Origin of the sequence: Apibacter mensalis (assembly GCF_001418685.1) — a bacterium.
Taxonomy (GTDB): domain Bacteria; phylum Bacteroidota; class Bacteroidia; order Flavobacteriales; family Weeksellaceae; genus Apibacter; species Apibacter mensalis.
Window position 1 is genome coordinate 24659 of the sequence record NZ_LIVM01000007.1, and the last position, 25056, is coordinate 49714.

The 25056-nt window shown below is 30.2% G+C and carries 18 protein-coding genes; 9 read left to right on the forward strand and 9 right to left on the reverse strand.

What is annotated here, in order from left to right; translation table 11 throughout:
• Positions 1–192 precede the first annotated feature (192 nt).
• Both guaB and ASC36_RS06140 read left to right on the forward strand, forming a co-directional pair.
• A complete protein-coding gene (gene guaB / locus ASC36_RS06135; protein WP_055425617.1) occupies positions 193–1653 on the forward strand; it encodes an IMP dehydrogenase in 1461 nt (486 codons plus the stop codon).
• 76 nt (positions 1654–1729) lie between these two features.
• Positions 1730–2317, forward strand: a complete 588-nt coding sequence (locus tag ASC36_RS06140; RefSeq protein ID WP_055425696.1) for a hypothetical protein — start codon at positions 1730–1732, stop codon at positions 2315–2317.
• Between the two features lie 114 nt (positions 2318–2431).
• On the opposite strand, the gene ASC36_RS06145 is transcribed toward ASC36_RS06140, so the two are convergent.
• Positions 2432–3610 (reverse strand): MFS transporter, encoded by a 1179-nt coding sequence (locus ASC36_RS06145; protein ID WP_055425618.1) that lies wholly within the window; start codon positions 3608–3610, stop codon positions 2432–2434.
• 293 nt (positions 3611–3903) lie between these two features.
• Between ASC36_RS06145 and trmB the strand changes: the two genes are divergently transcribed.
• A complete protein-coding gene (trmB, locus tag ASC36_RS06150; RefSeq protein ID WP_055425619.1) occupies positions 3904–4575 on the forward strand; it encodes a tRNA (guanosine(46)-N7)-methyltransferase TrmB in 672 nt (223 codons plus the stop codon).
• Between the two features lie 152 nt (positions 4576–4727).
• Here trmB and ASC36_RS06155 read toward each other — a convergent pair whose 3' ends face one another.
• Positions 4728–4997 carry a FoF1 ATP synthase subunit delta/epsilon gene (locus ASC36_RS06155; RefSeq protein ID WP_055425620.1) on the reverse strand — a complete coding sequence of 90 codons (270 nt, stop codon included), beginning with the start codon at positions 4995–4997 and terminating at the stop codon, positions 4728–4730.
• A gap of 27 nt (positions 4998–5024) precedes the next feature.
• Positions 5025–6539, reverse strand: a complete 1515-nt coding sequence (gene atpD, locus ASC36_RS06160; protein ID WP_055425621.1) for a F0F1 ATP synthase subunit beta — start codon at positions 6537–6539, stop codon at positions 5025–5027.
• A 126-nt stretch (positions 6540–6665) separates the two neighbouring features.
• Here atpD and ASC36_RS06165 point away from each other — a divergent pair, with 126 nt between their 5' ends.
• Positions 6666–7595: a bifunctional riboflavin kinase/FAD synthetase gene (locus ASC36_RS06165; protein ID WP_055425622.1), complete on the forward strand. Its 930-nt coding sequence runs from the start codon at positions 6666–6668 to the stop codon at positions 7593–7595.
• 57 nt (positions 7596–7652) lie between these two features.
• On the opposite strand, the gene ASC36_RS06170 is transcribed toward ASC36_RS06165, so the two are convergent.
• The 4 genes from ASC36_RS06170 to porU all read right to left on the reverse strand — a co-directional run bounded on the left by ASC36_RS06170 (position 7653) and on the right by porU (position 14380).
• Positions 7653–8207, reverse strand: coding sequence for an FKBP-type peptidyl-prolyl cis-trans isomerase (locus tag ASC36_RS06170; RefSeq protein WP_055425623.1), 555 nt, complete (start codon positions 8205–8207; stop codon positions 7653–7655).
• Positions 8194–9207, reverse strand: a complete 1014-nt coding sequence (locus ASC36_RS06175) for a DHH family phosphoesterase (protein WP_055425624.1) — start codon at positions 9205–9207, stop codon at positions 8194–8196. Before ASC36_RS06175 ends, ASC36_RS06170 begins: the two co-directional genes overlap by 14 nt.
• A gap of 86 nt (positions 9208–9293) precedes the next feature.
• Positions 9294–10454, reverse strand: coding sequence for a type IX secretion system outer membrane channel protein PorV (gene porV, locus ASC36_RS06180; protein WP_055425625.1), 1161 nt, complete (start codon positions 10452–10454; stop codon positions 9294–9296).
• A 47-nt stretch (positions 10455–10501) separates the two neighbouring features.
• Positions 10502–14380 carry a type IX secretion system sortase PorU gene (porU, locus tag ASC36_RS06185; protein ID WP_055425626.1) on the reverse strand — a complete coding sequence of 1293 codons (3879 nt, stop codon included), beginning with the start codon at positions 14378–14380 and terminating at the stop codon, positions 10502–10504.
• A gap of 152 nt (positions 14381–14532) precedes the next feature.
• Between porU and gldJ the strand changes: the two genes are divergently transcribed.
• From gldJ to ASC36_RS10680, 3 genes are all read left to right on the forward strand, one after another.
• A complete protein-coding gene (gldJ, locus tag ASC36_RS06190) occupies positions 14533–16203 on the forward strand; it encodes a gliding motility lipoprotein GldJ (RefSeq protein WP_394331991.1) in 1671 nt (556 codons plus the stop codon).
• Positions 16204–16281: 78 nt separating this feature from the next.
• Positions 16282–16800 carry a Smr/MutS family protein gene (locus tag ASC36_RS06195; RefSeq protein ID WP_055425627.1) on the forward strand — a complete coding sequence of 173 codons (519 nt, stop codon included), beginning with the start codon at positions 16282–16284 and terminating at the stop codon, positions 16798–16800.
• Positions 16801–17448: 648 nt separating this feature from the next.
• Positions 17449–17625: a hypothetical protein gene (locus ASC36_RS10680; RefSeq protein WP_156332319.1), complete on the forward strand. Its 177-nt coding sequence runs from the start codon at positions 17449–17451 to the stop codon at positions 17623–17625.
• 1658 nt (positions 17626–19283) lie between these two features.
• Here ASC36_RS10680 and ASC36_RS06200 read toward each other — a convergent pair.
• Complete coding sequence (locus ASC36_RS06200) at positions 19284–20459, reverse strand: cysteine desulfurase family protein (protein WP_055425628.1); 1176 nt, start codon at positions 20457–20459, stop codon at positions 19284–19286.
• A 500-nt stretch (positions 20460–20959) separates the two neighbouring features.
• Positions 20960–22261: a C4-dicarboxylate transporter DctA gene (dctA, locus tag ASC36_RS06205; RefSeq protein ID WP_055425629.1), complete on the reverse strand. Its 1302-nt coding sequence runs from the start codon at positions 22259–22261 to the stop codon at positions 20960–20962.
• Between the two features lie 323 nt (positions 22262–22584).
• On the opposite strand from dctA, the gene ASC36_RS06210 reads away from it, so the two are divergent.
• Both ASC36_RS06210 and ASC36_RS06215 read left to right on the forward strand, forming a co-directional pair.
• Entirely contained in the window at positions 22585–23511 is a 927-nt protein-coding gene (locus tag ASC36_RS06210; protein WP_055425630.1) for a ribonuclease Z, read from the forward strand.
• Between the two features lie 106 nt (positions 23512–23617).
• Positions 23618–24961: an NCS2 family permease gene (locus ASC36_RS06215; protein WP_055425631.1), complete on the forward strand. Its 1344-nt coding sequence runs from the start codon at positions 23618–23620 to the stop codon at positions 24959–24961.
• Positions 24962–25056 lie beyond the last annotated feature (95 nt).

The following is a 25056-nucleotide window of genomic DNA, read 5'->3' on the forward strand; positions in this document are numbered from 1 at the left end:
TTTAATTTATAAGTTAAACAAAAATTACTTGAAATGCTCTATATTAATAGAATTTATTTTTGTAATTAAATAGTCTTATTTTTTAATATAACTGATTATTTTATCATGAATTATTTTGATAATGTAATATTTCAGAGAAATTAAATTATTTTTTTAGAAAAAAAATTATATATTTGCCTGGCAAAAAACAATATGTCGCTTAGTTCTAAAATTGTAGAAGAAGCTATTACATTTGATGATGTTTTGCTTATTCCTTCCTATTCAGAAATTCTACCTTCTCAAGTAAATTTAAAAACTCAATTAACTAAAAGAATTCAATTAAATATTCCTATAGTTTCAGCTGCTATGGATACTGTTACAGAATCAAGTTTAGCCATTGCTCTGGCTAGAGTAGGAGGTTTAGGTTTTATTCACAAAAATATGCCGATAGATCAACAGGCAGTTGAAGTTAATAAAGTAAAGAGATCAGAAAATGGAATGATCTCTAATCCCATTACTTTAAGCCGGAATCATACTTTACAAGACGCCCTTATATTAATGAAAGAATATAGAATATCTGGGTTACCCGTAATTGAAGAAGATGATACATTAGTGGGCATTATTACTAATAGAGATATTAAATATCAGTCTGATTTAAATCAGAAAGTAGAAGATGTAATGTCCAAGGAAAATATAATTACCTCCTCACGAAATACTTCTTTGGAACAAGCCAAGCAAATATTATTAAATAATAGAATTGAAAAACTTCCGATTATTGACGATCTCAACAAATTAATAGGATTGATTACTATTAAAGATATTGATAATTTGCTGGAATATCCCAATTCCTGTAAAGATTCTGATGGTAGACTTAGGGTAGGAGCTGGTGTAGGGGTAGGAAATGATACCTTAGAACGAGTAGAAGCTTTGGTAAAAGCCGGAGTTGATATAATTGCGGTAGATTCTGCTCATGGACATTCTGTTAATGTTCTAAATAAAATAAGGGAAATAAGAATCTCTTTTCCCAATTTGGATATTGTAGGTGGAAATATAGTTACATCGCAAGCAGCAAAAGATTTAATAGAAGCAGGTGCCAACTCACTTAAAGTTGGAGTAGGGCCCGGATCTATTTGTACAACCAGAGTGGTTGCGGGAGTAGGTGTGCCGCAATTATCCGCTATTTATAATGTATATGAATATGCCAATCAGTATCACATACCGGTAATAGCTGATGGAGGTATAAAGCTTTCCGGAGATATTGTTAAGGCTATATCCAGCGGAGCTTCCTGTGTAATGTTAGGATCTTTATTGGCCGGAACAGAAGAAGCTCCGGGAGATGAAATTATTTTCCAAGGTAGGAAATTTAAAAGTTACCAAGGCATGGGTTCCATTTCTGCAATGAAAAGAGGAAGTAAAGACCGTTATTTTCAATCAGGAACTAAAAAATTAGTCCCCGAAGGAATCGAGGGAAGAGTCCCTTATAAAGGAAAACTATCCGATGTAGTTTATCAATTATGCGGGGGAATTAGAGCAGGTATGGGATATTGCGGTACAGAGGACATTGAAAAGTTACAAAAAGAAAGTAAGATGGTGAAGATTTCCTCAGCAGGATTAAAAGAAAGTCATCCTCATGATGTAATTATTACTCAAGAAGCCCCAAATTATTCTAATTAAAAAATTATAATATTTTGTTAAAATTTTGGCATAGGTTTTGTCGTTTATTATGATGTATAAAAATAATATAATAATTATGAAAAAAGTACTTTTATTGTTTACTATTTTTTTAGGTAGTATAGCAATATCAAATGCACAGATTGTTACTACACCACAAACTTCAGCTAATGTAGGTGCATCACCAATGCAAAAGGGAAGTTGGTTAACTGGGGCAGGTATTACAAATCTCGGTTATGATTTCGAAAACAAAGGATTTTCGTTCAATTTAACCCCTAGAGTAGGTTATTTTCTTTCTCATGGCATAGCCGTTGGTGCAACTATAGATTTCGGAGCAGTATTTCAAGATGATGTTAAACCAATTTGGAATTATGGAATTATGCCTTTTGTAAGATATTACTTACCGGAAGGAGCTAGAGACACAGGAAGATTTTTTGCTGAAGGAGATATAGGCTTCAAGGGAGCAGCAGTTGACGGAAGTTCAGATAGTGGATTTGCTTTTGGGGTAAATGTGGGTTATGCTCATTTTATTACTCATTCTGTAGCTTTAGAAGGAACTATTGGTTATAACTATGCCGCTGCTATTCAGAACATTAATAACGGAAACAAACAAAGTGGTTTAGGTTTTGGTTTAGGATTTCAAATTTATATTCCACAATCAAAATAGTCTAATAACTGTTAAAAAATTAAAACTCCTAAAAAAATAGGAGTTTTTTTTATGTAATGTACCTTTATGTCATAGGATTCATTAAGAGGAGATAAGTTGTGCAAAAATAATTAATTACTTTTTCATCAAAATTAAATGAAATACTAACATAATTAGAGCAAATAATCCACCCACTCCAACCACACCTGCCCAATTATACATTTCAAAGGCATAGGCTGAAATAAAGGTTCCCATTGAGCCACCTATAAAATAACTGGTCATATAAATTGTATTTACACGATTTTCTGCCTCAGGATGATTAGAGAAAATAATGGATTGATTGGTAATTTGAGTAGATTGCACACCGATATCTATTAATATAATTCCAATTGTTAAGCCAATATAAGTATATCCGCCATAATAAAATATAATCCATGAAATTATAATCATTAAGGCAGTAAAAATAAGTATAGTATTCTTGTTGAATTTATATATAACTTTTCCCATTAGAGCAGCTGCTAAAGCTCCGAAAGCTCCTACTAAACCAAATTTTCCGGCAATATTGCTTGCTGTACCCTTGCTCAAATGAAAATTTTCTTCAAGATGAAATACTAAAGGAGTCCAAAAAGCACTTAAAGATGCAAAGCTGAGACCTCCACGTAAAGCGGCAAAACGTAATGAAGGGTCTGACTTAAAAAGCTTAACAAGTGAAAGCATTAAATTTTTATAATTTCCTTTAAATTGAGGATATATCTCAGATAAGTTAACATATATGAAGATATATACAATGCCCATAAGTATTGCAGCTATGAAATACATTTCTCTCCATCCTAAAATATCACCAATATATCCACTTATAACTCTTGATCCTAAAATACCTAGTAATAATCCACTCATAACAAATCCCACGGCTTTAGATTTATCTTCCGGAGCAGCCAATGTTGCAGCCATTGGAATAAACAGCTGAGGAATAACTGATGTAAATCCTATTATAAAACTAATGGGAAGTAATAATTTTACCGATGGACTCACTGCCATGGCTAACAAACTACTAATAATAAATATAAAATCGATAAGTATAATTTTTTTTCTACGAAACATATCTCCCAAAGGAATAAGAAAAAATAACCCACAAGCATATCCTATCTGTGTAAACATGGTAATACCACTTATTTGTGATTCACTGACATTAAAATCTTTTGCCATTAAACCCAATAATGGTTGGTTATAATAGTTATTTGCTACAACTAGACCCGAACTGATAGTCATCAGCCAAAGTATTTTTGGGGTAAGTTTTGGTTGAGAAATGTCCATCTGTTACTAATCGTGTTTTATTCATAAAATATTAATTAAATTTAATGAATATTTTTATTACTGAATTGGAAATATTTTATTAATTGATAAGATAAATATACAACTAAGATAAATATCAATAAAATAGTACAGTGTTTTTTAAATATTTAACAAGATAATAACATTTAAAATATTACTAAGTTTTAAAGTGTTAATTACTGTAGTGGTGCTTCATCAAATTCTAAAACTTGCCAGCTTTAAGATATTTGAAATATTTATGATTATATCTATTTTTGTGCATTCAATACTAAAATATGGGTAAAGATAAACTTCGTAAATTTGCTGAAAATAAGACTTTCGATAATGTAATACAACCTACAAGAGAAGAAATAATTTCTAATTTTCATTACAAAGGAAAATGGAAAGAAGAGTTTTTTAAAAACGAAAATCCAATAATAGTTGAATTAGGATGTGGAAAAGGAGAATATTCCGTTGGTTTGGCGAATCATTTTCCTAACAAAAATTTTTTAGGCCTAGATATAAAAGGAGCACGTTTCTGGAGAGGGGCTAAAACTGCTATAGAGCAACAAATAAAAAATGTAGCTTTTTTACGTACTCAAATAGAATTAATTGAGTATGTGTTTTCTCCTGGTGAAGTGGATGAAATTTGGATTACGTTTCCAGATCCCCAAATTAAATATAAAAGAACAAAACATCGTTTAATAAATCCTGTTTTTCTTGAAAGATATAAGAAAATTATGAAAGAAGGAGGAAGTATACATTTAAAAACGGATAGTGAGTTTTTACATGGATATGTTAATGGATTAATACAAGGGATGGGATATACTGTATTATCTTCTCATCACGATATTTATGGAGCTCCAGAATATGAATTACCATCATACGTAAGAGATATAAAAACTTTTTATGAAAATATGTTTTTGAAAGAGGGTAAATCCATAACCTATTTGAATTTTAAAATTTAAGTACAATTATAAGTTACATAATAAAATATGTTAACAAAAAATAAAATGCATAAAATGATTTCTGATTGAATTATAAATTTTATATAATAAAAAAAGGATTGATTCATCAATCCTTTTTTTATATTTTGTTAAAAACTAGATGTTTAACTGTATCAATCACAAAGTATAATACCTTTATTATTATTAAATTCTAATAATCCGCTCTTAATCGTGAATGTTTTGTATTTACCGTCATTCATCAATTTATTATAATTGGAAGAAGAGCTTACATTTTCAAGCTTAATGGTTCCGGATTCGAGTGTTGAAACAATGGATGCGTGGTTTTCAAGCATTTGAAATTCACCCAACAAACCGGGAACAGTTATAGAAGACACTTCACCGTCAAAGATAATTTCTTCCGGGGTAAGGATTTGTATTTTCATCAACATTTTAATTAATAATCAGGTAAATTATTTTTTTAATTCAGCTAATATCCTTTCGCCATGCTCAATAACTTCTTCAATGGTTCCTTTCAAGTTAAAAGCTGCCTCCGGATACTGGTCTAGTTCTCCATTAAGAATCATATTAAATCCTTTAATCGTGTCTTTAATATCCACTAATGCTCCGGGAGTGCCTGTAAATTGTTCGGCAACATGGAAAGGTTGTGAAAGGAATCTTTGAACTTTTCTTGCTCGGTATACTACTAATTTATCTTCTTCACTAAGTTCTTCCATACCTAAAATGGCAATAATATCTTGTAAAGCTTTATATCTTTGTAAGATTTCTTTTACATTTTGAGCACACTCATAGTGATCATTTCCTAATATCTCTGGAGAAAGAATTCTGGAAGTGGATTGTAATGGGTCTACTGCAGGATATATACCCAGTGAAGCAATTTTTCTGTCTAATACGGTAGTTGCGTCCAGGTATGCAAATGTAGTTGCAGGAGCAGGATCAGTTAAATCATCTGCCGGTACATATACTGCTTGAACGGATGTAATGGAACCATTTTTGGTTGAAGTAATCCTTTCTTGAAGTGCACCCATTTCACTGGCTAAGGTAGGTTGATAACCCACAGCTGAAGGCATACGACCCAATAAAGCAGAAACTTCAGATCCGGCTTGAGTAAAACGGAAAATATTATCAATAAAAAATAATACATCACGACCTTTTCCTGCGCCCAATCCATCCCGATAATATTCTGCCAAGGTTAATCCGGAAAGGGCCACTCTTGCACGAGCACCGGGAGGTTCGTTCATTTGCCCGAATACAAAAGCAACCTTAGACGATTTTAATGCTTCAAAATCTACTTTTGAAAGATCCCATCCGCCTTCTTCCATAGATTTCATAAATTCATCTCCATAAGAAATAATTTTAGATTCTAACATTTCTCGTAAAAGATCATTACCTTCACGAGTTCGTTCCCCAACGCCGGCAAATACGGATAAACCGCCATGTCCTTTAGCTATATTGTTAATTAATTCTTGAATCAATACGGTTTTACCAACTCCTGCACCACCGAAAAGTCCAATTTTACCTCCTTTGGAATAAGGTTCAATTAAATCGATAACTTTAATACCAGTATATAAAACTTCTGCGGAAGTGGAAATATCTTCAAAATTTGGAGAAGGTCTATGTATAGGCAACTCGTTGGTTTTAGGTATTTCCCCAATACCATCAATGGCTTTCCCGATAACATTGAATAAACGTCCGTTTACTTCTTCTCCGATAGGAACCGTTATAGGTTTATTAGTAGCTAAAACTTCTTGACCTCGAAACAATCCATCAGTTGCATCCATTGCGATGCATCTAACCGTATCTTGACCTATATGTTGCTCTACTTCAAGGATTAGGTTCGGCTCGTCGTTATTTTTAATAACTTCTAACGCATCGTATAGATTGGGTAGCTGCTCTACTTCGTCAAAAACAACATCAACAACCGGACCTATTACCTGAGATATTTTACCTTTATTTACCGTTATCATATAATTTAAAATTCAAATAATTACATTTGTTTTGTGGTATTGCAAATATACTATTTTAAAGCTTATGGGGATTGAAAAAAAACAAAAAAATATTATATTTTTGCAGACAATTTATTTTCAACACCGGTGAATATTCATTTTAAAAATTTAAGGGGAACTAAAGAAAATAAAATTATACTAACTTTAGGTATGTTCGATGGTGTTCATTTGGGACATCAATTTGTTTTAAGCTACTTAAATGATATGGCAATTAAAGAAGGAGCTGAAACTGCTGTAATGACATTCAATCCTCACCCCCGATTAATTTTACAACCTGATACAGAATTCAAGCTTCTCACTACTTTAGATGAAAAAATACAATTACTGGAAAAATTTAATGTAAAACATTTATTTATTCAAGAGTTTACCCAAGAGTTTAGCAGGTTAAGTGCCTTTGAATTTGTTAAAGATATATTAGTATCCCAATTAAACATTCATTCTTTAGTTATTGGTTATGATCATCAATTTGGAAATAATCGGGATGGTAATTACGAACGTTTACAAATGTATTCAAAGCAATTCGGTTTTAACCTTTATAAGCTTCCGGCTATAAGCGGATATACATCTGTTATTAGCTCCACTAAAATTAGAAATAAAATTAGTGAGGGTAAAATTGATGAAGCAAATGAATATCTAGGATATAATTTTATAATGAAAGGTAAGGTGATCACCGGTGATAGGATAGGTAGAACATTAGGCTTTCCAACAGCCAATATTGAAATTGATAATGATAAGATTTGCCCTAAAAATGGAGTGTATTACGTTAAAGTCAAGATTAAGGAAAAACTTTTTTATGGAATGATGAACATTGGAATGCGCCCTACTGTATATGGTCTAAAAAAACAAATGGAGGTTCACATTTTTGAATTTACTAGGGAGATATATGGAGAAGAAATTGAAATTTACTTTTATGATAGGGCTCGTGATGAGATTAAATTTTCATCTTTGGATGAACTTAAAGATAGATTGTTACTGGATAAAAAAAATACTCAAAAATATTTTAAAATTAGTGGTTGAAAAATTTAATTTTTTACTACTAAGATTTTACCTTATTAAATATTATAATATAAATGGTTAATTTAACAAAGGTTTAATGTCTATTAAATTAAGTGTTATTAAGAGAGGAACATTTGCCCCTATTTTCTTTTCATCTCCGTATAAGCCATATGCTGTAAAAGAGGGAAGGACTATTTCAGCAATATCGCCTTTTCCCATCATATATAAAGCAGATTCAATTCCTCTTATTTCTTTGAATTTTCCTAAAACCCCTTGCTTTTTACCGAATTCATTAAAAGAATAAATGATCTCTCCTGAAAGTGTTTTTACTTCAGCTGAATATTTTACCACACTATTAATCTTAGGTCGAGATATTTTTTTTTCAGAAATAAACCGAATCCATATACCTGAAGAAGTAGGAATAAATTTTTGGTGCAAAGAATCTTCTCGTTTATTAATCCAATTTTGTAAGAAATTCCTTTCCTTATCTTCTCTAGCTTTAGAGTTTTCAAGTAATTTTTTACCGTATTCTGATTTTGAATTAGTTATGGGAAGAAATATTTCTTTTTTTTGACACGCATAGAACAAACATATGCTAAACGTGAACATGGTTGCGATTTTAAGAAATTTCATTTATTTCATTTTGAATTATATTTTTAAATCTTGAGATGGTATCTTTTAAAGAAAGATTACTTCTTCCACCGGCTGCATTAATATGACCTCCTCCATTAAAATAGCTCCTTGAGAATTTATTAACATCAAAATTACCTTTAGAGCGGAATGAAATTTTAATAAAATCATTTTGAAGATCTTCCATAAAAAATGCAGCAAATTTAATACCTATGATTGATAGACCATAATTTACAAAGCCTTCTGTATCCCCTTTTTGATATCCTAATTCTAATAATTGAGCTTTAGTTACCTGCAATATGACAGTATTTTTATTAGGAATAATTTCAATGGATTCTAAGACAGAGCCTAAAAGTTTAAGTCGTTCTGATGTATTACAATCAAAAATGTTAGAAGCTATATTATCGGGTTTAGCACCTTTCTCAATAAGGGTAGCTATAATTTGGTGAGTTTCGGCGGTGGTATTTTTAAAACGAAAGCTTCCGGTATCTGTTAAAATTCCGGTATAAAGACAAGTAGCTATTTTTTCATCGATTTTGGATGCTTCTCCTAAAGCTTCTATAAATTTATATACCATTTGGCAAGTTGCCGGTTGAGAAGTATCTGAGTATATATAATCATAGCTATCCGGATTTTGATGGTGATCAATAAGGATTTTTATGGCTTTAGATTCATTTAGCTTAGTTTCCAATTGATTAATTCTTGAAGATGTATTAAAATCAAGACAAAAAATAAGATCCGCATTTCTAAATGCTATCTCAACAAATTTTACACGATATTCACCAATAATTATATTTTTGGCACCCGGCATCCATTTCAAAAATTTAGGAAATTCATTGGGTACAATTATAGTTGATTGAACACCAATATTACGTAAGCAATGAAATAATCCTAAAGAAGACCCAATGGCATCACCATCCGGATTTTGATGAGCCAAAATGAGAATATTTTTTTTTGTTTTTACAAGTTGTTTAATTTCACTTAGTATTTCGGGTTTAAACATCGTAATATATAATTTTGGTAAATGTAAAAAAATCACTCTTTATTGCAGAGTGATTCTTATATACGTTTGAAATTTGATTTAAAATTTTAATAATTATCATAAGCGTTTGTAGCATCGCCCCCGAAATCCCACGTTAGTCCGAACCGTAAGGTGTTATCTAATGCATTATTAATATTTGAAGTAGTAATTAGATATGAAAAATCAATTCCAAACGATTGATATTTCAGACCTGCTCCTAAAGTAACATATTGCCTACCGCCTTTGTCAGGATTTTCGTAGAAATAACCGGTACGAAAAGCAAATGCGTTATTGAAGGTGTATTCACCGGAAATGCTATATGTAATTTCTTTACCGATATCTTTGTTGCTGAATGAATTAAACATTCCTGAAATAAAGCTCTTATCGGGTATTTGATACGATATGCTTCCATCAGGACTTTTAACTTTTTCAGGTGCAGGAACAAGTAATTTTGAAGCTTCAAAAGTTAAGCCCAATTTATTATCTTCATCAAAATAAAGGTCATAGCCAACTCCTAATCTTAAATTTGTTGGCAAATAGCTTGAATTTTCTTTACTGTCAGAATAGTCTAATTTAGGACCCATATTAAATATTCCCCATCCTGCTCTCCATCTTCCTTCATAATTGCTGAAAGAGTTACTTTTTTCAGATTGGAAATATCCGGTTACATCTACTGCGAAAGTATTGGCTGCCTTTGTTTGAGCTGATGAATTATCAACGTTGTTGAATAAATCAGATCGAACGTATCTTAAGGTAACTGCCATAGAATATACATCAGCCAGTTTAAGTCCATAAGATACATCTAATGCAAATTCGTTAGGCTTAGAAATTCCTTTTTCAACAATGTTATTTCCCAATAACTCGTTGAGTTGAATTTCGCCCATGTTGAAATAATAAATACTTGCAGCTAAGGTGCTTCTTTCTTCTTCGCCGAGAAATGTATGGTAAGTTCCATTTAATAAAAATACATCGTTAGTTAGCTTATTCATATATGGGGTATAGGAAAGCCCAACTCCGGAATAACTAGTTCCGAATACGTATTTGGAAGGATTCCAAAATTGGGAGAACCCATCGGGTGAAGTGGCCACCCCTTGATCACCCAACCCCCCAGAACGAGCATCCGGTGAAATTCTTAAAAATGGTGCTCCAGTTACTATGGCGTAATTTCTATTCTGAGCCTTAAAGGCGCTAAATAATAACAACGTCAGAATTAAAATTCTTTTTTTCATGTATTTGAGTTAAAATGATACAATTTTTTTTAATACAAAAATAGATTTTATTTTAATATTACCAATTTTTCTACTTGAGAAACTGAACCTTTACAAATTTCAGAAGTTCCTTTTATTTTCATTCGATAAATATACACACCTTTTCCTATTTTATCTCCATAATCATCTAATCCATCCCATTCTATCCCGTATTTATCAGTTCTGTATCCTTCATTAAAAGGTTGAGAAGTAACGGTTTTATTAATAGTTTTAACTAATTTTCCGGATATGGTAAATATTTGTACTTGAACTTCAAGAATATCTGGACAATTATGTTCGAAATGAAAAAACGTTTTGGTTGTGAAAGGATTAGGCCAATTCAATAATTTTTTTATAATTAATCCTTGGTCCCCATTTTCTACAACTAAAAAATCTAACGTAGCTGAAGATGAATTATTATTAATATCCCAAACTTTGAATTTAACAGTGTGATTGCCGGTTTCAAGATTATCCAGCCTATACCAAACTTTTCCCTTCTGATAGTCTTTTAAACTTGGATTTAAACACGGAGCAGATTCACCTCCGGTATAAAAATCATTTAGAATAACGGTTCCATGGACATTATTATTGAATATGCCTGTAATATCATGTCCAATACCTAAACCGGTTGAATTAATACCGGTACTGTCAGTAACACAGGCTAAAAGATAAGGGGACCGATCCGTTATACCTCCATTTGTGAAATTTAGGTTATTCATGTACAATCCTATTTTTGGTCCTTCTGTATCATTAATTCCATTTGGATTAATTTCCCCGACTTTCAAATCATTTTTAATATAGAGTGCATCAATTTCAGCATTATCTGAATATAAAATTAGTTTTCCCTCTCCGATATCATAATTGATATCTTTAGGGACATAAAACTCTATTTTAAAATTTCCATTTTTTACTTTTGATCCTCCTTTATATATTGCATTAACTTGTTCTTTGTATTCAAGTGGAGGGTTAAGTGAGCTAAAATTAAAATTATTGAGGGTTTTCTTTTCAATAGGTTTATCATATAAAACCGTTTGAATATTTCCGGAAAATGACGGATCAATAGATCCGTTTTCGTTTAGTACTTGGCCTTCTATAGTAATAAAATCTAAGGCTCTTATGATTCCAGAAAAATTATTGGCATTCATACCGTTTATTTTAGTAACGTTTATTTTACGTTTAGGGTATACTAATGATTGGGCAGGATCTCCCAATAAACTTACTTTTCTACTTTCTCCGTTAATTATTTCTTTTTTTGAGAGTCGAAGCGCTTCACCTAGAGCTATATATTTAGTTTTATCAGGGTTTTTAGTAAAAATGTTTTTCATAATTATAGGATTCATATTTAATCCGTAAACTATAGATAGTGCTCTATTAGTAGTAATCATAGAATTCGATCCTCCGTTTTTTTTAAGATATAATAAATCACCTAGAGAATTTAATGAGGGATTATCCCAAACCGAAACATCGCATGAGATAGTAATAAATAAAGGTAATCGAGAAAAATCTTTATTGAAATTGGTTAAGCTGTTTACATCCTCTTTTGAAAACAATCTATATTGGGAAAGAGATAGTGGGCCGCCATGCCCAAAATAATTTATAACTAAATTACCGTTATTAAAAGCTGCTTTAATAGCATCTGTAACCTGGGGAAATCTAGCTCCACCTGTAGTATAATCTGCATTATAGGAATCGATATATAGTTTTCTTAGCGTATATTCCTTTAAAGATTTTTCAAAAATATTACGAGCAATGGTTTCCTCAATTTTGTTATGAAAATTATTATCACTATCAATATCAACTATTAGAGAAGCATTTAATCTCCAATCTCCGAATGGAGTACCTTGAGAAGCATTTCCATTATCATATTTAACACTTTTATCTACACATAATGATGCTTCAGTTAAATTTTTTGCAATCATTCTTCCTACTGCAATATCTAATTGAGTGGAAGAAATATTGGCATCTTCTCCAATCATATTCGCTTCATCATCATCTAAAATCGTTATAAAATCATCAGTTGCAAATGAATAATTAAGTCCGGTACTGTTATAACTTTGATAAGTAGGAATCAAATTATATCCTGTTCCAGTTTTATTTTTATAATCATAAGAAGTTGAGCCTAATAGAAGAACATATTTTAATTTTCCATTATCTTTTTTATAAAGATAACGTAAAAAATCTCTTATTCCAGCTAAATCTTGTCCACCGGAGCTAAATTCATTATAAATTTGATTTACCGTGACTACTTCTACTTTTAATTGATTTTGGGTTTGATGTAAGTTTTTAATGCGATTGGCTTGAGAAACAAATTCCGGAACAGTGATTATGATATAATCTACATCTGAAATGGAATGTAATGCCTGATTAGTGATTTTACCAACAATTTCTGGAGTAAAAGCAGCCGTATGTTTAAAGGCTACCATTTCATTTTTAAAATTATCAGATGAAAACTGGTATGAAAAATTATAAGAATTTGAAGATCGTTCCAGTTTTTTTGCATTTACTATATCTGAGACATCCCAAACTTCGAAATCTTCGGTTGGAACAAAATTAAAACCATATATCATTCCATTTTCAATAGGATCAAATGTTCTGAAATTCATTTGACTTCCATTAAATTTAAGCTTTTGTTTATAGATAACTTCAAAGTAATCGGGATAAAATTCAGCCGAGGGATTAGCCGAGTTATCAAAGCTCAGAGTAAATTTTAATTGATTGTTATTTGAAGTAATGGATTGTAATTGACTTCCGATTGCAAAATCAAGATCATTTTTGGATGGCCTTAAAATGGATGAATATACCGGGTTATCGTTGTATAAGACACTTATTTTTCCATTAATGCCATTTCTTGATACCCAAGAGTATTTCCATGTAATAGTTGAACCTGAAACTAAGTCATGAACAGGAAATAGGACTTCTTTGTGATTTTTTAAACCTAAATTTTCGCCTACCCATATTTTACCTACTTGATTTAAATTTGAAATATCCTCTTCATAGAATTGATGATCATCGTAATCTACATATACTTTAGCATTTGGAGTTTGATAAGGACTGGTTTGAATTCTTTTTCCGGCAGTTTGATTTATGTTAATAAAATAGTAAGCATAATCTTCATATATATTTTTTTTATGCTTGACCGTTGAATTTCTTATCCAGTAATCCGGTCCTTGTCCGTAAAATAAAACATAATCTTCTGAATTAAAAATTCCATCATCTTCTCCATGGACAAAAATTGCATTTTCTTTTAAATTATCATATCTAAAATAAGAGGTTGGTTCAGGAAGCATTTTCCCTCCATTACCAAATATCCTTATGGTTTTCGGATCTAAAGAATTAATGTTTATTCCTAAGGATTGTAAAAAGTTACGATCTATTTTATAAATTCCCGTTTTAGATATTTTTATTTTATACCATGTTCCGTTTTGTAAGATACTTTCAACATTTAAATGCGGTTCTAAAGAGGAAAAATTTTTTACCTGTGGACTTTTTTTATCAATAGTAAAACTTACAAGTTGAAATATAGTATTACCGGTTTTTTTTAACGTTTTAATAGTTACTGAGATAAATTTTTGATCTCTAGATTTTGTTACGGAAGCACTGAAAAGCTCCTCGCTGGGAATAAATTCAATAGGAGTATCACCTAATTGCGATTTTTCAATAGGTTTCCATTGTAAATTAGATATATATACATCTCCATTAAAATTGGTTTTTTCTGCATAATATAAGGTGGGAATACCTTCGTCAATAGAATAGTTTTCATTAGAAAAATAAGGATATATTTTTGATTGTTCCGTTGAATAATAAAAATTTTTCAAACCTTCCCAATTAATTGTAATGGTTTGTGCCACTGGAGTAAAAGTAAGCACTTGATAGAAAAACACTATAAAGATGTATGAAAATTTCTTCATATATTTTTAAATAACGATTAAGTAAAAATAATATTTTACCAAATATACAATATCTACAAATAAGTTATCGTTATATAGGTTATAGTAATATAAAGTAGAAAAAATTTTACTTTCTGTAATATTATATTATTTTTGCATGATCTTAATTAATTATGAAAATAAATACAATGAGAATCGGGAAATTCATATTATTATTATCCATTGTTTCTTCAATTTCCTTAGCATTAGTTAATTGCGGTGGTGGGAGAACGAAACCTGGCGGTGGAACTAAAAATACTAAAAGTTTGACAGGTTGGAAAGCCAATGATAGAAACGGTTGGTTTTATAGTAAAAAGAAAAAAACTGAAAAAGGTTGGGTAGGAATGGTATTCGTAGAGGGTGGAACCTTTACTATGGGATTGGTGAAGGATGATGTTATGCATGATTGGAATAATACACCTAACCGAATGCAAGTAAGGTCTTTTTTTATCGGTGAAACTGAGGTAACAAATTATGAATACCGAGAGTATGTAACTTGGTTAAAGTATGTATATTCTCCAACAGACGAAAATTATAAAGATATTTATTATGGAGCACTTCCTGATACTCTCGTTTGGAAAAACAAATTATCTAGAAACGATATTTATTCGGAAGATTATTTCAGAGCGCCCCAATTCGATAATTATCCTGTTGTTGGGGTAAGTTGGTTACAAGCGCAAAGATATTGTGATTGGTTAACCGATAGAGCTAATGAAAGAGAATTAATGAATAAAGGTATCATACCTAAAGATTTCTATAATAATTCTGCCAATAATGTGGGTTCCAATTCATTTAATGTTGAAAAATATAAATTTAATGATCCGGAATTAGAAGGGATAATTAATCAAGATAAAATTGCAAAACAAAGCGGTATAACCAGCAAAAATGAAAGAATTATAGCAGTTAATAAAAGTGCTCAAGGCAACTTAGTACAAAAATTCAGATTACCTACAGAAGCTGAATGGGAATATGCTGCATTGGCAGAGGCAGATAATAGACAATATAATATAATCGAAGGTAAGGATGTAATGATTAATAGGATGCGTGCCAAAAAAGGTAGAAATAGAGGTCAATTCCTTGAAAATTTTAAATCCGGCGGACAAGGAGATTATTCCGGAAGTGGAGGTTGGGGTAATGATGGTAATGCAATTACTTCAGATGTTAGAGCATATCCATCCAATCCATTTGGCATTTATGGTATGTATGGAAATGTTGCCGAATGGACACAAGATGTTTACAGACCTTTGATAGATACTGATTTTAATGATTTCAATTATTATAGAGGAAATGTTTATCAGCAATTTATTAGTGAAGAAGGAAATCCTGGAAGATTCAAAAAAGTTGATGATGGTAATATACAATACGATACATTAGCGGACGGAAGAAAATTATATAAAAATTTATCAGGTAAATTTGAAACAGAGGTTGTTGATGATGTTAGAAACTTTAGAGATGGGGATTTACAATCATCTTTAGAATCGGGAGATGGTCGTGTTGATTCAACCGGTGTGTACAGTTATTACAATTCTCCTATTAGAAACTGGATAGTAGATAAAAAAGGAAGAATAGTTTTAGAAAAAGATTCAAAACAAAGAACTTCTCAAATCAGTAATGACTTAAGAGTTATTAAAGGTGGCTCTTGGAATGATACTGCTTATTGGTTAGATCCGGGACAGAGAAGATATATGCTCGAAAATGAATCAGCCGTATGGGTTGGATTCAGAGTAGCTCAAGATCACAAAGGTAAAGAATCTTCATCTAGAAGAACAAAAAGAGGAGCCAGCAATAGAGTTCCCAGAAAATGATCTAAAAATTAATTACATATTATAAACAAAACAAATAAGGCTATCATAAAGGTAGCCTTATTTATTAATTCAATCTGGATGAAAATAGGAGATAAAGTTAGACTACTGGATGAAGAAGGAATTTTTACTATAAAAGATTTTATAGGTAATAATGCAGTTTTAATTGATTCGTATGGATTTGAAGTTATACATTTACTCTGTAACTTAATTTCCTATGATGAATATGCAAATATGTATAATGATGTTTCGGAATTTAATGCTAAAAAAGAAGATATTTTTTCTGAAAATAAAAATATTATAGTTAAAGAAAGTATACAAGAAAGGGTAATTGATTTACATATTGGAAACATTGTCAATTCGGTTAAAAATTTAATGCCTCATCAAATGCTTGAAAAGCAAATCAATAAAGCTATAGAAGAAATAAAATCAGCTAAGAAAGATAAGGTTAAAAAATTAATAATTATACATGGAAAAGGTAAAGGGGTTTTAAAAAAAGAAATTTACAAAATTTTAAATACTATGGATGATATTGAATATTTTGAAGCAGACATTATTAAGTATCGTTTTGGGGCTGTTGAAATAAGATTTAAGTTTTGATATGCCCCTGTGTCTACTTTATTTAAATTATGAAAAGTCTAAGGATACCACCTAAGGTAATAGCAGCGATTTTACTTATATCATGCTTAGCGTAAACTGACAAAATATTTATTTCATCATCTTTTAAACAGTACCACCAAAAATATATCCGTTAAACAGAAGATAACCTTTTTCAATAATACAGGATTAACTTTAGATAAAATATATTGACATGAGACTATCAATTCCTATTCTAATACCCATACAGTATTAGGAAAACGTATATTAAAAGATAGGAATAAAACTTTATATTTTTCAAAATATATGGAAAAAAGGTAGAATTAACAACCTGACCATTTTTATAGATAAGCAAAAGCCTATTTTTTTACTCAGAGATTTTGCATTTTTATGAAGTAAATCTTTTTACATCCTTATTGCCCAATGAATGATAGTATATTTCTGGATTCAAATTATAACATAAAAATTTCTTGTGCTAAAATTACCGCATATGGATACTCTTCTAAAAATACTCACGTTTTAAAATTTTTTTATACAGCCTCTAAATTTTGTTAATTCTAAACCTAATTTGGAGCGATTTGCTAATACAGAGTTTAATCCTTATAGAAAAACTAATTATACTATAACTTTTATTAACCTGATGGGTTGTATATGGAGGGAGATTTAATGAAAGATGGTGAAAATTATTTAGATAGAATTTCTGGAGATACTATAACAATGATCTTTACTAAAAATATACCTGTATCATTCATTTATTATAATATAAACGGATTGGAAACGGAAGTAGTTATAGGATACACCATTAAAGAAGATCTAAAGGAAAATTAGTATAAAAATATTCAACATGAGTTAATCTTTCTAGGTGAAAAATTAAAAAAGCTCCCTACCAAAATATTAATCAGCTCCAAAATAAAAAAAGATCACAATTTTATAGGAATCGATACTATTAAATTATTTGGATTTAAATAGTGGTAACTTTTTCTTGTGCAAGTTTAAATAGATCTTAAAATATTTCAGAAGACTGCATATTTAGCTATTAATTAAGTGATAAAAGTTGATAAAAATAAATATCAGTGGATACTTAATGCTTTACTCACATACTATCAATTAAATTACTTAAAAAAGTTTTGTCCTAAAACTAAATTATTGGGAAATTTACCTAAAGAACTTAACATATTTAAAATAAAACCATTAAAATATTTTTATATCCAAAGTTCCTATAACAGGTAGATGTAAATTACGATACAGATATGTACCAACGCAAAATTATGATCAGCCGATTGGTAAAAATCTTTTGGAGTTGAATAATATCAATCAGTATTTAATAAATGGGTTCAAATCCGGATTAAGCTTCAATTTCCTATTGGAATATTTAGGAGTAGGGCTCTTTGATAATTCAGTCAGAATGCCAATTTAAGAAAGAAATGAATATGAAATCACTTCGATAGATCTTCAAAATATTTTAGAAACAGTCTCACAAAAAAATTTAGCGTGGTTTTTTCAAAAATACGTTTCTACCCATGATCGTGTTAATTTTAAAATGAAAAAATTTTATGAGGATTAATATGATGAGGATATTATAAAAATACTCATAACCAATAAAACAGCTTTGCAAGTTCCATTTTAATCATCGCAGAAAAAAACAAGAAAATTATCAATCAAAGATGGATATTTACAACTAAGAGAGATCCTTTATATTCATTTAAAAATGGAGATTATAACCGTTTGCTTATAAATAAAAATTATTTATTTCTTGAAATTAATGATAATGATAACTTACTGAATACGAAAATATTTATAATAACAAAAAAATGTGCAGGTGAAATTTTATTCATACATTGATAATCCTAATTATATGCAAGTTTTTTATGAACCTAATATAAATTAGAACGATTACGATAAATTTATAGTAGGCTTTTACGTTTTTGTAATAGTTCTCCTTTTTCAAGACCTTTTGAATATTCATTTTCTCCATCCTATTTTACAGGTACAAAAGTTTAACAGGTTTTGAAGCTGTAAATTATAATTACGATATGGGGAAGGGAATATTTCGAAGAATGTCAATAGGTTCAGCATATAATTACTATCATTATGATAAGAACTTGAGTTATAAAAAATATTCTGGACACTTAAATATTTTATTCAAGAAAAGACCTAGATCAGAAATTAACAAAACAATAGGAATTAGTTTATTTTATCAATAATATATAATGGCTGAAGGGGGCAAATCCATGTTGAATACCCCCCCAATAAATGTATTATATCCTTAAACGGATAAATACATTTATGGAAGCTTTTAGATTTATATACTGAAGTAGGTTTATATAATAAGAAATAAAAATATGCAAACGGAGTTAGGTTAAATATAATACCTGAATTTCTATAATTATATCTTCCTATTCAATCAACATTAGGATTTGAACCGTCAAAAAATAATTATCTTTTCCATATTCGATTTACCTGTAATTTAGATTTAAGTGCGTTCGTTAATCAGTTTCGGCGGGGTTGGTATTAGCAAAATTCTTTTGTATTTCAGCTAGAAAATTGATCAAAATATCAATTTCCGTTTTAGTGTTATAATGGCTGAAAGAAATGCGTAAAGTTGTAGTGTTTTTTAGCTCTTGATCGGTATAAAGCTGTAACATGGTTTTGGAGGGTTTAGATGCACCGGAGGCGCAGGCACTCCCCTGTGAAACTGCAATACCTTTCATATCCAGTTGAAAGCCTATCAAAGTATTAGGAAAAGGAAGAAGAATACTCAAAAGTGTATAGTTACTTTTATTAAAATCTGTGCCATGCCCATTAAATAAGACTCCTGTTATATTTTTAGATAAATGTTCAATAGTATATTGTTTTAAATCTTCAATAATTTTTCTTCTCTCATCCAACTCTTTCATGGCAAAATCGAAAGATTTACCTAGCCCTACAATTCCATGTACATTTTCAGTACCGGCACGTAGATTACGTTCTTGAGTACCTCCGGTTATAATTCCTTTTAAACCGGTTGATTTTCTTATAAAAGCCATTCCAATACCTTTAGGACCATGAAATTTGTGGGCACTGCAGGAAGCAAAATCTATAGGAGTTTTAGAGAAGTCTAAAGGATAATGTGCCATGGTTTGAACTGTATCTGAATGGAACAAAGCACCATATTTTTTGCATAAATGGGCAATAGAATCAATATCTGTTAAATTTCCGATTTCATTATTGGAATGCATTAAAGAAACTAAAGTAGGTATTTTTTCTTCTAATAAATTTTCCAAAAAAGAAATGTCCAAGTCTCCTTTTTTATTTTTTAAAGGTAGAAAAACTATTTCTATTTCGGGAAACTTCTCTTTTAAATCCCTTGTGGTTTCCAGAACAGATTTATGCTCTAAGGGAGAAGTTATAATTCTTTTGATATGAAGGTTTTCTATACAGGAACGTATAATTAAATTATTGGACTCAGTACCACAGGATGTGAAAATGATCTCATTAGGATTTACATGTAGCCATTGAGCAATATTCTTTCTAACCATTTCAATCTTTGATTTACTTTCTTGCCCAAAACTGTGAATTGCAGATGGATTACCAAAATCTTCTTTCATAGATTGAATCATTGCTTCAATCACTCTTTCGTCTATTATAGTTGAAGCTGCGCTGTCTAGATATATTTTTTTCATTGGGTTAATTACTTAATTATAAAAAAAACTAAAAAACGTTCTCAATTTATGTACAGGTATTCCTGTACAGGTTTTAAATTAATAATTTAATTATTGAAATATAATGTCTATGATTGATTTTTAATTAATAAATAAAGGTAAAAGCATCAAAACTTAAAATTTTATAAATTAAGCATTGTTTTATAATCTAAAATTCATGATCTGTAAAATAAAAATTTGTTTTCAGGAATATATAATAGTATTAAAAATAATGTAGTACAAAAATAAAAAATAAATAATCATAAAATTAAGTAAGTCTAAGTTTACAAGAATATTTTTATCATATATAAATGTAAAGAATTATTAAACATATACAAAAAATCCTAATAAATCATTTTATCAGGATTTTGAAAATTTGTAAGACTTTATAAACTTATTTTTTTAATTAATATTTTATGAAAAAAAATTGTCAATAATTCATTCAGATATTATTTTTTTAAAGATAAATTATCAAATGATGTTTACGATTTATCTGAAATTAAAATGGTTTCAGCTTTACCGTATTCAAACTCATTTTCCCTTCTGGCAACTACAATGGTAGCAGCTGCATTACCAATTAAATTCGTTAAAGCTCTTGCTTCACTCATAAATTTGTCAATTCCAAATATTAATGCTACAGCTTCAACCGGAACGTGTCCAACCACCGGTAAGGTAGCTGCAAGTGTTATAAAACCGCTTCCTGTTACACCGGCTGCTCCCTTTGAGGTTAATAGTAATACTAAAAGAAGAGTTATTTCCTGTTGCAAATTCATATGTAAATCTAAGGCTTGTGAAATGAAAACAGCTGCCATAGTAAGATAAATAGAGGTTCCGTCGAGGTTAAAAGAATAACCGGTCGGAATCACCAATCCAACTACAGATTTGGAACACCCTATTTTTTCCATTTTACTCATTATTCCCGGCAGTGCTGATTCTGAGGAAGAAGTACCTAAAACTATTAAAAGCTCTTCTTTAATATATTTAATAAATTTAAATACGTTGATTTTATTATAATAAAGAACGGCACCAATAACTCCAAAGATGAAAACAATGCATGTCAGATAAAAACATAAAATTAACATGCCTAGATTACTCAACGCTTTTAATCCATATACACCAATGGTATAACCCATAGCCCCCATAGCTCCTAAAGGTGCCAAATACATAATTATTTTTATGATTGCAAAAAGTCCATCAAGAAAAGATTGCATTACTGATAAAACCGGTTTTGAAGATTTAGGTCCGATTTTTGTCATAGCAAAACCAAATAAAATTGCAAAAACCAATACTTGAAGTAAGTTATTGGAAGCAATGGAAGCAATAACATTTTCAGGAATCATATCTAAAATAAAATTAATAATTCCGTGATCTTCTTTGCTTTTATCAATATAATGGGACATAGATGAAGAGTCCAGTGCATACGGATCAATATGCATACCTTTTCCCGGTTTTAGTACATTAACGAATACCAACCCGATAATTAGGGCTATTGTTGTCATAATTTCAAAATAAATAATAGCGGTTAAACCTACTTTACCTACCTTTTTAGTATCTTCCATCCCTGCAATTCCAAGCACAATAGTACAGAAAATTAAAGGTCCTACGATCATTTTAATTAGTTTGATAAATCCGTCTCCTAATGGTTTTAGCATCTCACCAATTCCTGTACTGTGTTGTTTTACACCATTAATTATAATATCTTCACTAGGAAAAAAATATCCAATAAGAATACCTATAATTATGGCGATTATTACTTGTACGTAAAGACTTTTAAGTATTTTCATATTGTTTTTATTTTATTAAGGATAGTAATATATGAATTATATATCTGAATTGTTATAAATTGATGTTTTTTTCATTAAAAAATATTTTATATGTATGTAATAGATTTGTATATAGTTAGTTAGCGCAATTTAATTAAGGTGAAATACATCTAAAAATTCCTTATATTTCAATAAAAATGTCTTAAAAATGAAAAAAAAAAGTAAAAAAAAATGCTCTAAAAAATCATTTTTTAATTAACAAATGAAAAAAATCATGTATTTTTATGAACAATATTAGTAAGGTAATAGTTTGTAAAAAACACAGAAAATACAACTTAAATTTTATGAAACTTACTATTTTAGGATATAACTCTGCAGTTCCTACCGTACGTACTAACCCAACTTCTCAGCTGTTAGAATGTAATAATCAATATTTTTTAATAGATTGTGGAGAAGGAACACAAGTCCAGTTAAGAAAAGCGAAAGTAAAATTTACCCATATTAATACTATATTCATATCTCACTTACACGGTGACCATGTTTTTGGTTTAATAGGGCTTATATCTTCATTTCATTTATTGGGAAGGTCTGAACCCTTGAATATTTATGGTCCCAAAGGAATACAAAAATTAATTGAAACTCAATTAATGCTAACCGAGAGCATTACTCATTTTAATATCAATTTTTTTGAATTAACTTCTTTTAAAAGTGAGTTGATTTATGAAGATAATAAATTATGCGTGTGGACTATTCCTCTTAATCATCGTATTTATACTAATGGTTTTTTGTTTAAAGAGAAAATAAAACCAAGGAGGCTTAATATGGATGTAATCAAATTTAATCCTGAAATTGAAGTATGTGATTATCATAATTTAAAATTAGGTAAGGATTTTATTACTGAATCCGGAGATATAATTAAAAATGAATATCTAACCTTTCCCCCAAAACATTCTTTCAGTTATGCATTTTGCTCAGATACAAAATATAGTCCGAATATAATTCCAATAATTAAAGGGATGGATGTTTTATATCATGAAGCTACTTTTTTAGATGATCTAAGAGAGTTGGCCTCTAAGACCGGTCATACAACAGCATATCAAGCAGCGGAAATTGCAAGAATGGCAAATGTAAAGTTGCTAATATTGGGACATTTTTCTAATAGATACACAGATACATCCGTACTTAAGGACGAAGCAGATCAGGTATTTCCCAATACAATTTTATCGGAAGAGCTTTTAACTTTGGATTTTAATGAATTGATAAACAAATAGTTTCGAATACTTTATTTGTTATGTCTATAAACTATAAACACAAAAACTCAACCGAGTATTGAGTATTTGTTAGTACTTTTGCTTTTTAGTAAACTAAATTGTTAACATGAAAACTTTTTTAGAAGGATATTTTAAACTATCCGAAAATGGCACAACTGTTAAAAAAGAACTTGTAGCCGGAATAATTACTTTTTTAACCATGTCTTACGCATTGATCGTAAATCCAAGTATTTTATCGGAAACGGGAATGGATAGGGAAGCTCTTTTTACCGGAACTACTCTGGCTATTATTTTTGCTACTCTATTAATGGGATTAATTACCAAATTACCTATCGCGCAAGGGCCCGGGATGGGCCTGAATAGTTTTTTTGCTTTTTCAGTAGTTCTAGGTCTTGGATATTCTTGGCAATTTGCTTTAACTGCCGTTTTTATAGAAGGGCTTATATTTATATTACTTACCTTTTTAAACGTCAGGGAAATGATTGTTAAAAGCATTCCTAAAGTATTAAAAGAAGCTATTCCTGTCGGAATTGGATTATTTATAACATTAATAGGTTTGAAGGGAGCGAATATTATTATTTCAGATCCTAATACCTTTTTATCTTTAGGTGATTTTAAAATGCATTCAGTATGGATCGCATTTGCAGGTTTATTAGTTACCGCTGTACTACACTCACGTAATATAAATGGATCTATCTTAGCCGGAATTGTAGTTTCTACCTTATTTAGCTTTTTGTTGGGTGATGTAAAATTACCTAACTCCTTAGTAAGCATGCCTCCTTCTATTAAACCTATATTTGGTAAAGCTATTGAGCCGATGTTTACTTCTGAAGGTTGGGATAAAATATTTTCAGTGGATATGTTAGTTGTAGTTTTTACCTTTTTATTTGTTAATATGTTTGATACTATTGGAACTTTAATAGGAGTAGTATCTAAATTAGGATTGACAGATGAAGAAGGAAATTTTCCCCAAATGAAAAAGGCTTTAATATCTGATTCGTTAGGAACAACAGTAGGAGCTATATTAGGGACAAGTCCTATTACCTCTTATGTGGAAAGTGCTTCTGGAGTAGCATCCGGTGGACGTACCGGTCTTACTTCGGTTAGTACGGCGCTGATGTTCTTTTTATCTTTATTTCTAGCACCAATTTTTTTGTTGGTTCCCGCTGCAGCTACAGCTCCGGCATTAATTATTGTAGGATTATTTATGATATCTTCCGTGGTAAAAATTAATTTTAACGATATAACTGAAGGTTTACCTGCTTTTTTAACTATAATTTTTATGCCATTTACATTCAGCATTGCAGAAGGAATTGTGTTTGGTATGCTTAGTTTTGCTTTTTTAAAAGTATTGGGGGGCAGGAGTAAAGAGGTTACTCCAACGGTATATATTGTATCTTTAATGTTTATAGTAAAAATAGTGTTGGATGCGGCTAAACTGTTAGGATAATATAATTAGGTTGAGGTAAAAAAATAATACTATTTTTGGTTAAAAAGTTAAATTGAAAATAAATTTCAATTTAAAGTAAACATATTTTGTATAGG

What these genes read in the sequence shown, in the direction of transcription:
- ASC36_RS06210 (WP_055425630.1), top strand. Translation starts at nt 22,585, where the DNA reads ATGAAACTTACTATTTTAGGATATAACTCTGCAGTTCCTACCGTACGT.
- atpD (WP_055425621.1), bottom strand. Translation starts at nt 6,539, where the DNA reads ATGATAACGGTAAATAAAGGTAAAATATCTCAGGTAATAGGTCCGGTT.
- dctA (WP_055425629.1), bottom strand. Translation starts at nt 22,261, where the DNA reads ATGAAAATACTTAAAAGTCTTTACGTACAAGTAATAATCGCCATAATT.
- ASC36_RS10680 (WP_156332319.1), top strand. Translation starts at nt 17,449, where the DNA reads ATGGAGGGAGATTTAATGAAAGATGGTGAAAATTATTTAGATAGAATT.
- ASC36_RS06195 (WP_055425627.1), top strand. Translation starts at nt 16,282, where the DNA reads ATGAAAATAGGAGATAAAGTTAGACTACTGGATGAAGAAGGAATTTTT.
- porV (WP_055425625.1), bottom strand. Translation starts at nt 10,454, where the DNA reads ATGAAAAAAAGAATTTTAATTCTGACGTTGTTATTATTTAGCGCCTTT.
- ASC36_RS06215 (WP_055425631.1), top strand. Translation starts at nt 23,618, where the DNA reads ATGAAAACTTTTTTAGAAGGATATTTTAAACTATCCGAAAATGGCACA.
- ASC36_RS06170 (WP_055425623.1), bottom strand. Translation starts at nt 8,207, where the DNA reads ATGAAATTTCTTAAAATCGCAACCATGTTCACGTTTAGCATATGTTTG.
- trmB (WP_055425619.1), top strand. Translation starts at nt 3,904, where the DNA reads ATGGGTAAAGATAAACTTCGTAAATTTGCTGAAAATAAGACTTTCGAT.
- ASC36_RS06175 (WP_055425624.1), bottom strand. Translation starts at nt 9,207, where the DNA reads ATGTTTAAACCCGAAATACTAAGTGAAATTAAACAACTTGTAAAAACA.
- ASC36_RS06155 (WP_055425620.1), bottom strand. Translation starts at nt 4,997, where the DNA reads ATGAAAATACAAATCCTTACCCCGGAAGAAATTATCTTTGACGGTGAA.
- gldJ (WP_394331991.1), top strand. Translation starts at nt 14,533, where the DNA reads ATGAAAATAAATACAATGAGAATCGGGAAATTCATATTATTATTATCC.
- ASC36_RS06145 (WP_055425618.1), bottom strand. Translation starts at nt 3,610, where the DNA reads ATGGACATTTCTCAACCAAAACTTACCCCAAAAATACTTTGGCTGATG.
- ASC36_RS06140 (WP_055425696.1), top strand. Translation starts at nt 1,730, where the DNA reads ATGAAAAAAGTACTTTTATTGTTTACTATTTTTTTAGGTAGTATAGCA.
- ASC36_RS06200 (WP_055425628.1), bottom strand. Translation starts at nt 20,459, where the DNA reads ATGAAAAAAATATATCTAGACAGCGCAGCTTCAACTATAATAGACGAA.
- guaB (WP_055425617.1), top strand. Translation starts at nt 193, where the DNA reads ATGTCGCTTAGTTCTAAAATTGTAGAAGAAGCTATTACATTTGATGAT.
- porU (WP_055425626.1), bottom strand. Translation starts at nt 14,380, where the DNA reads ATGAAGAAATTTTCATACATCTTTATAGTGTTTTTCTATCAAGTGCTT.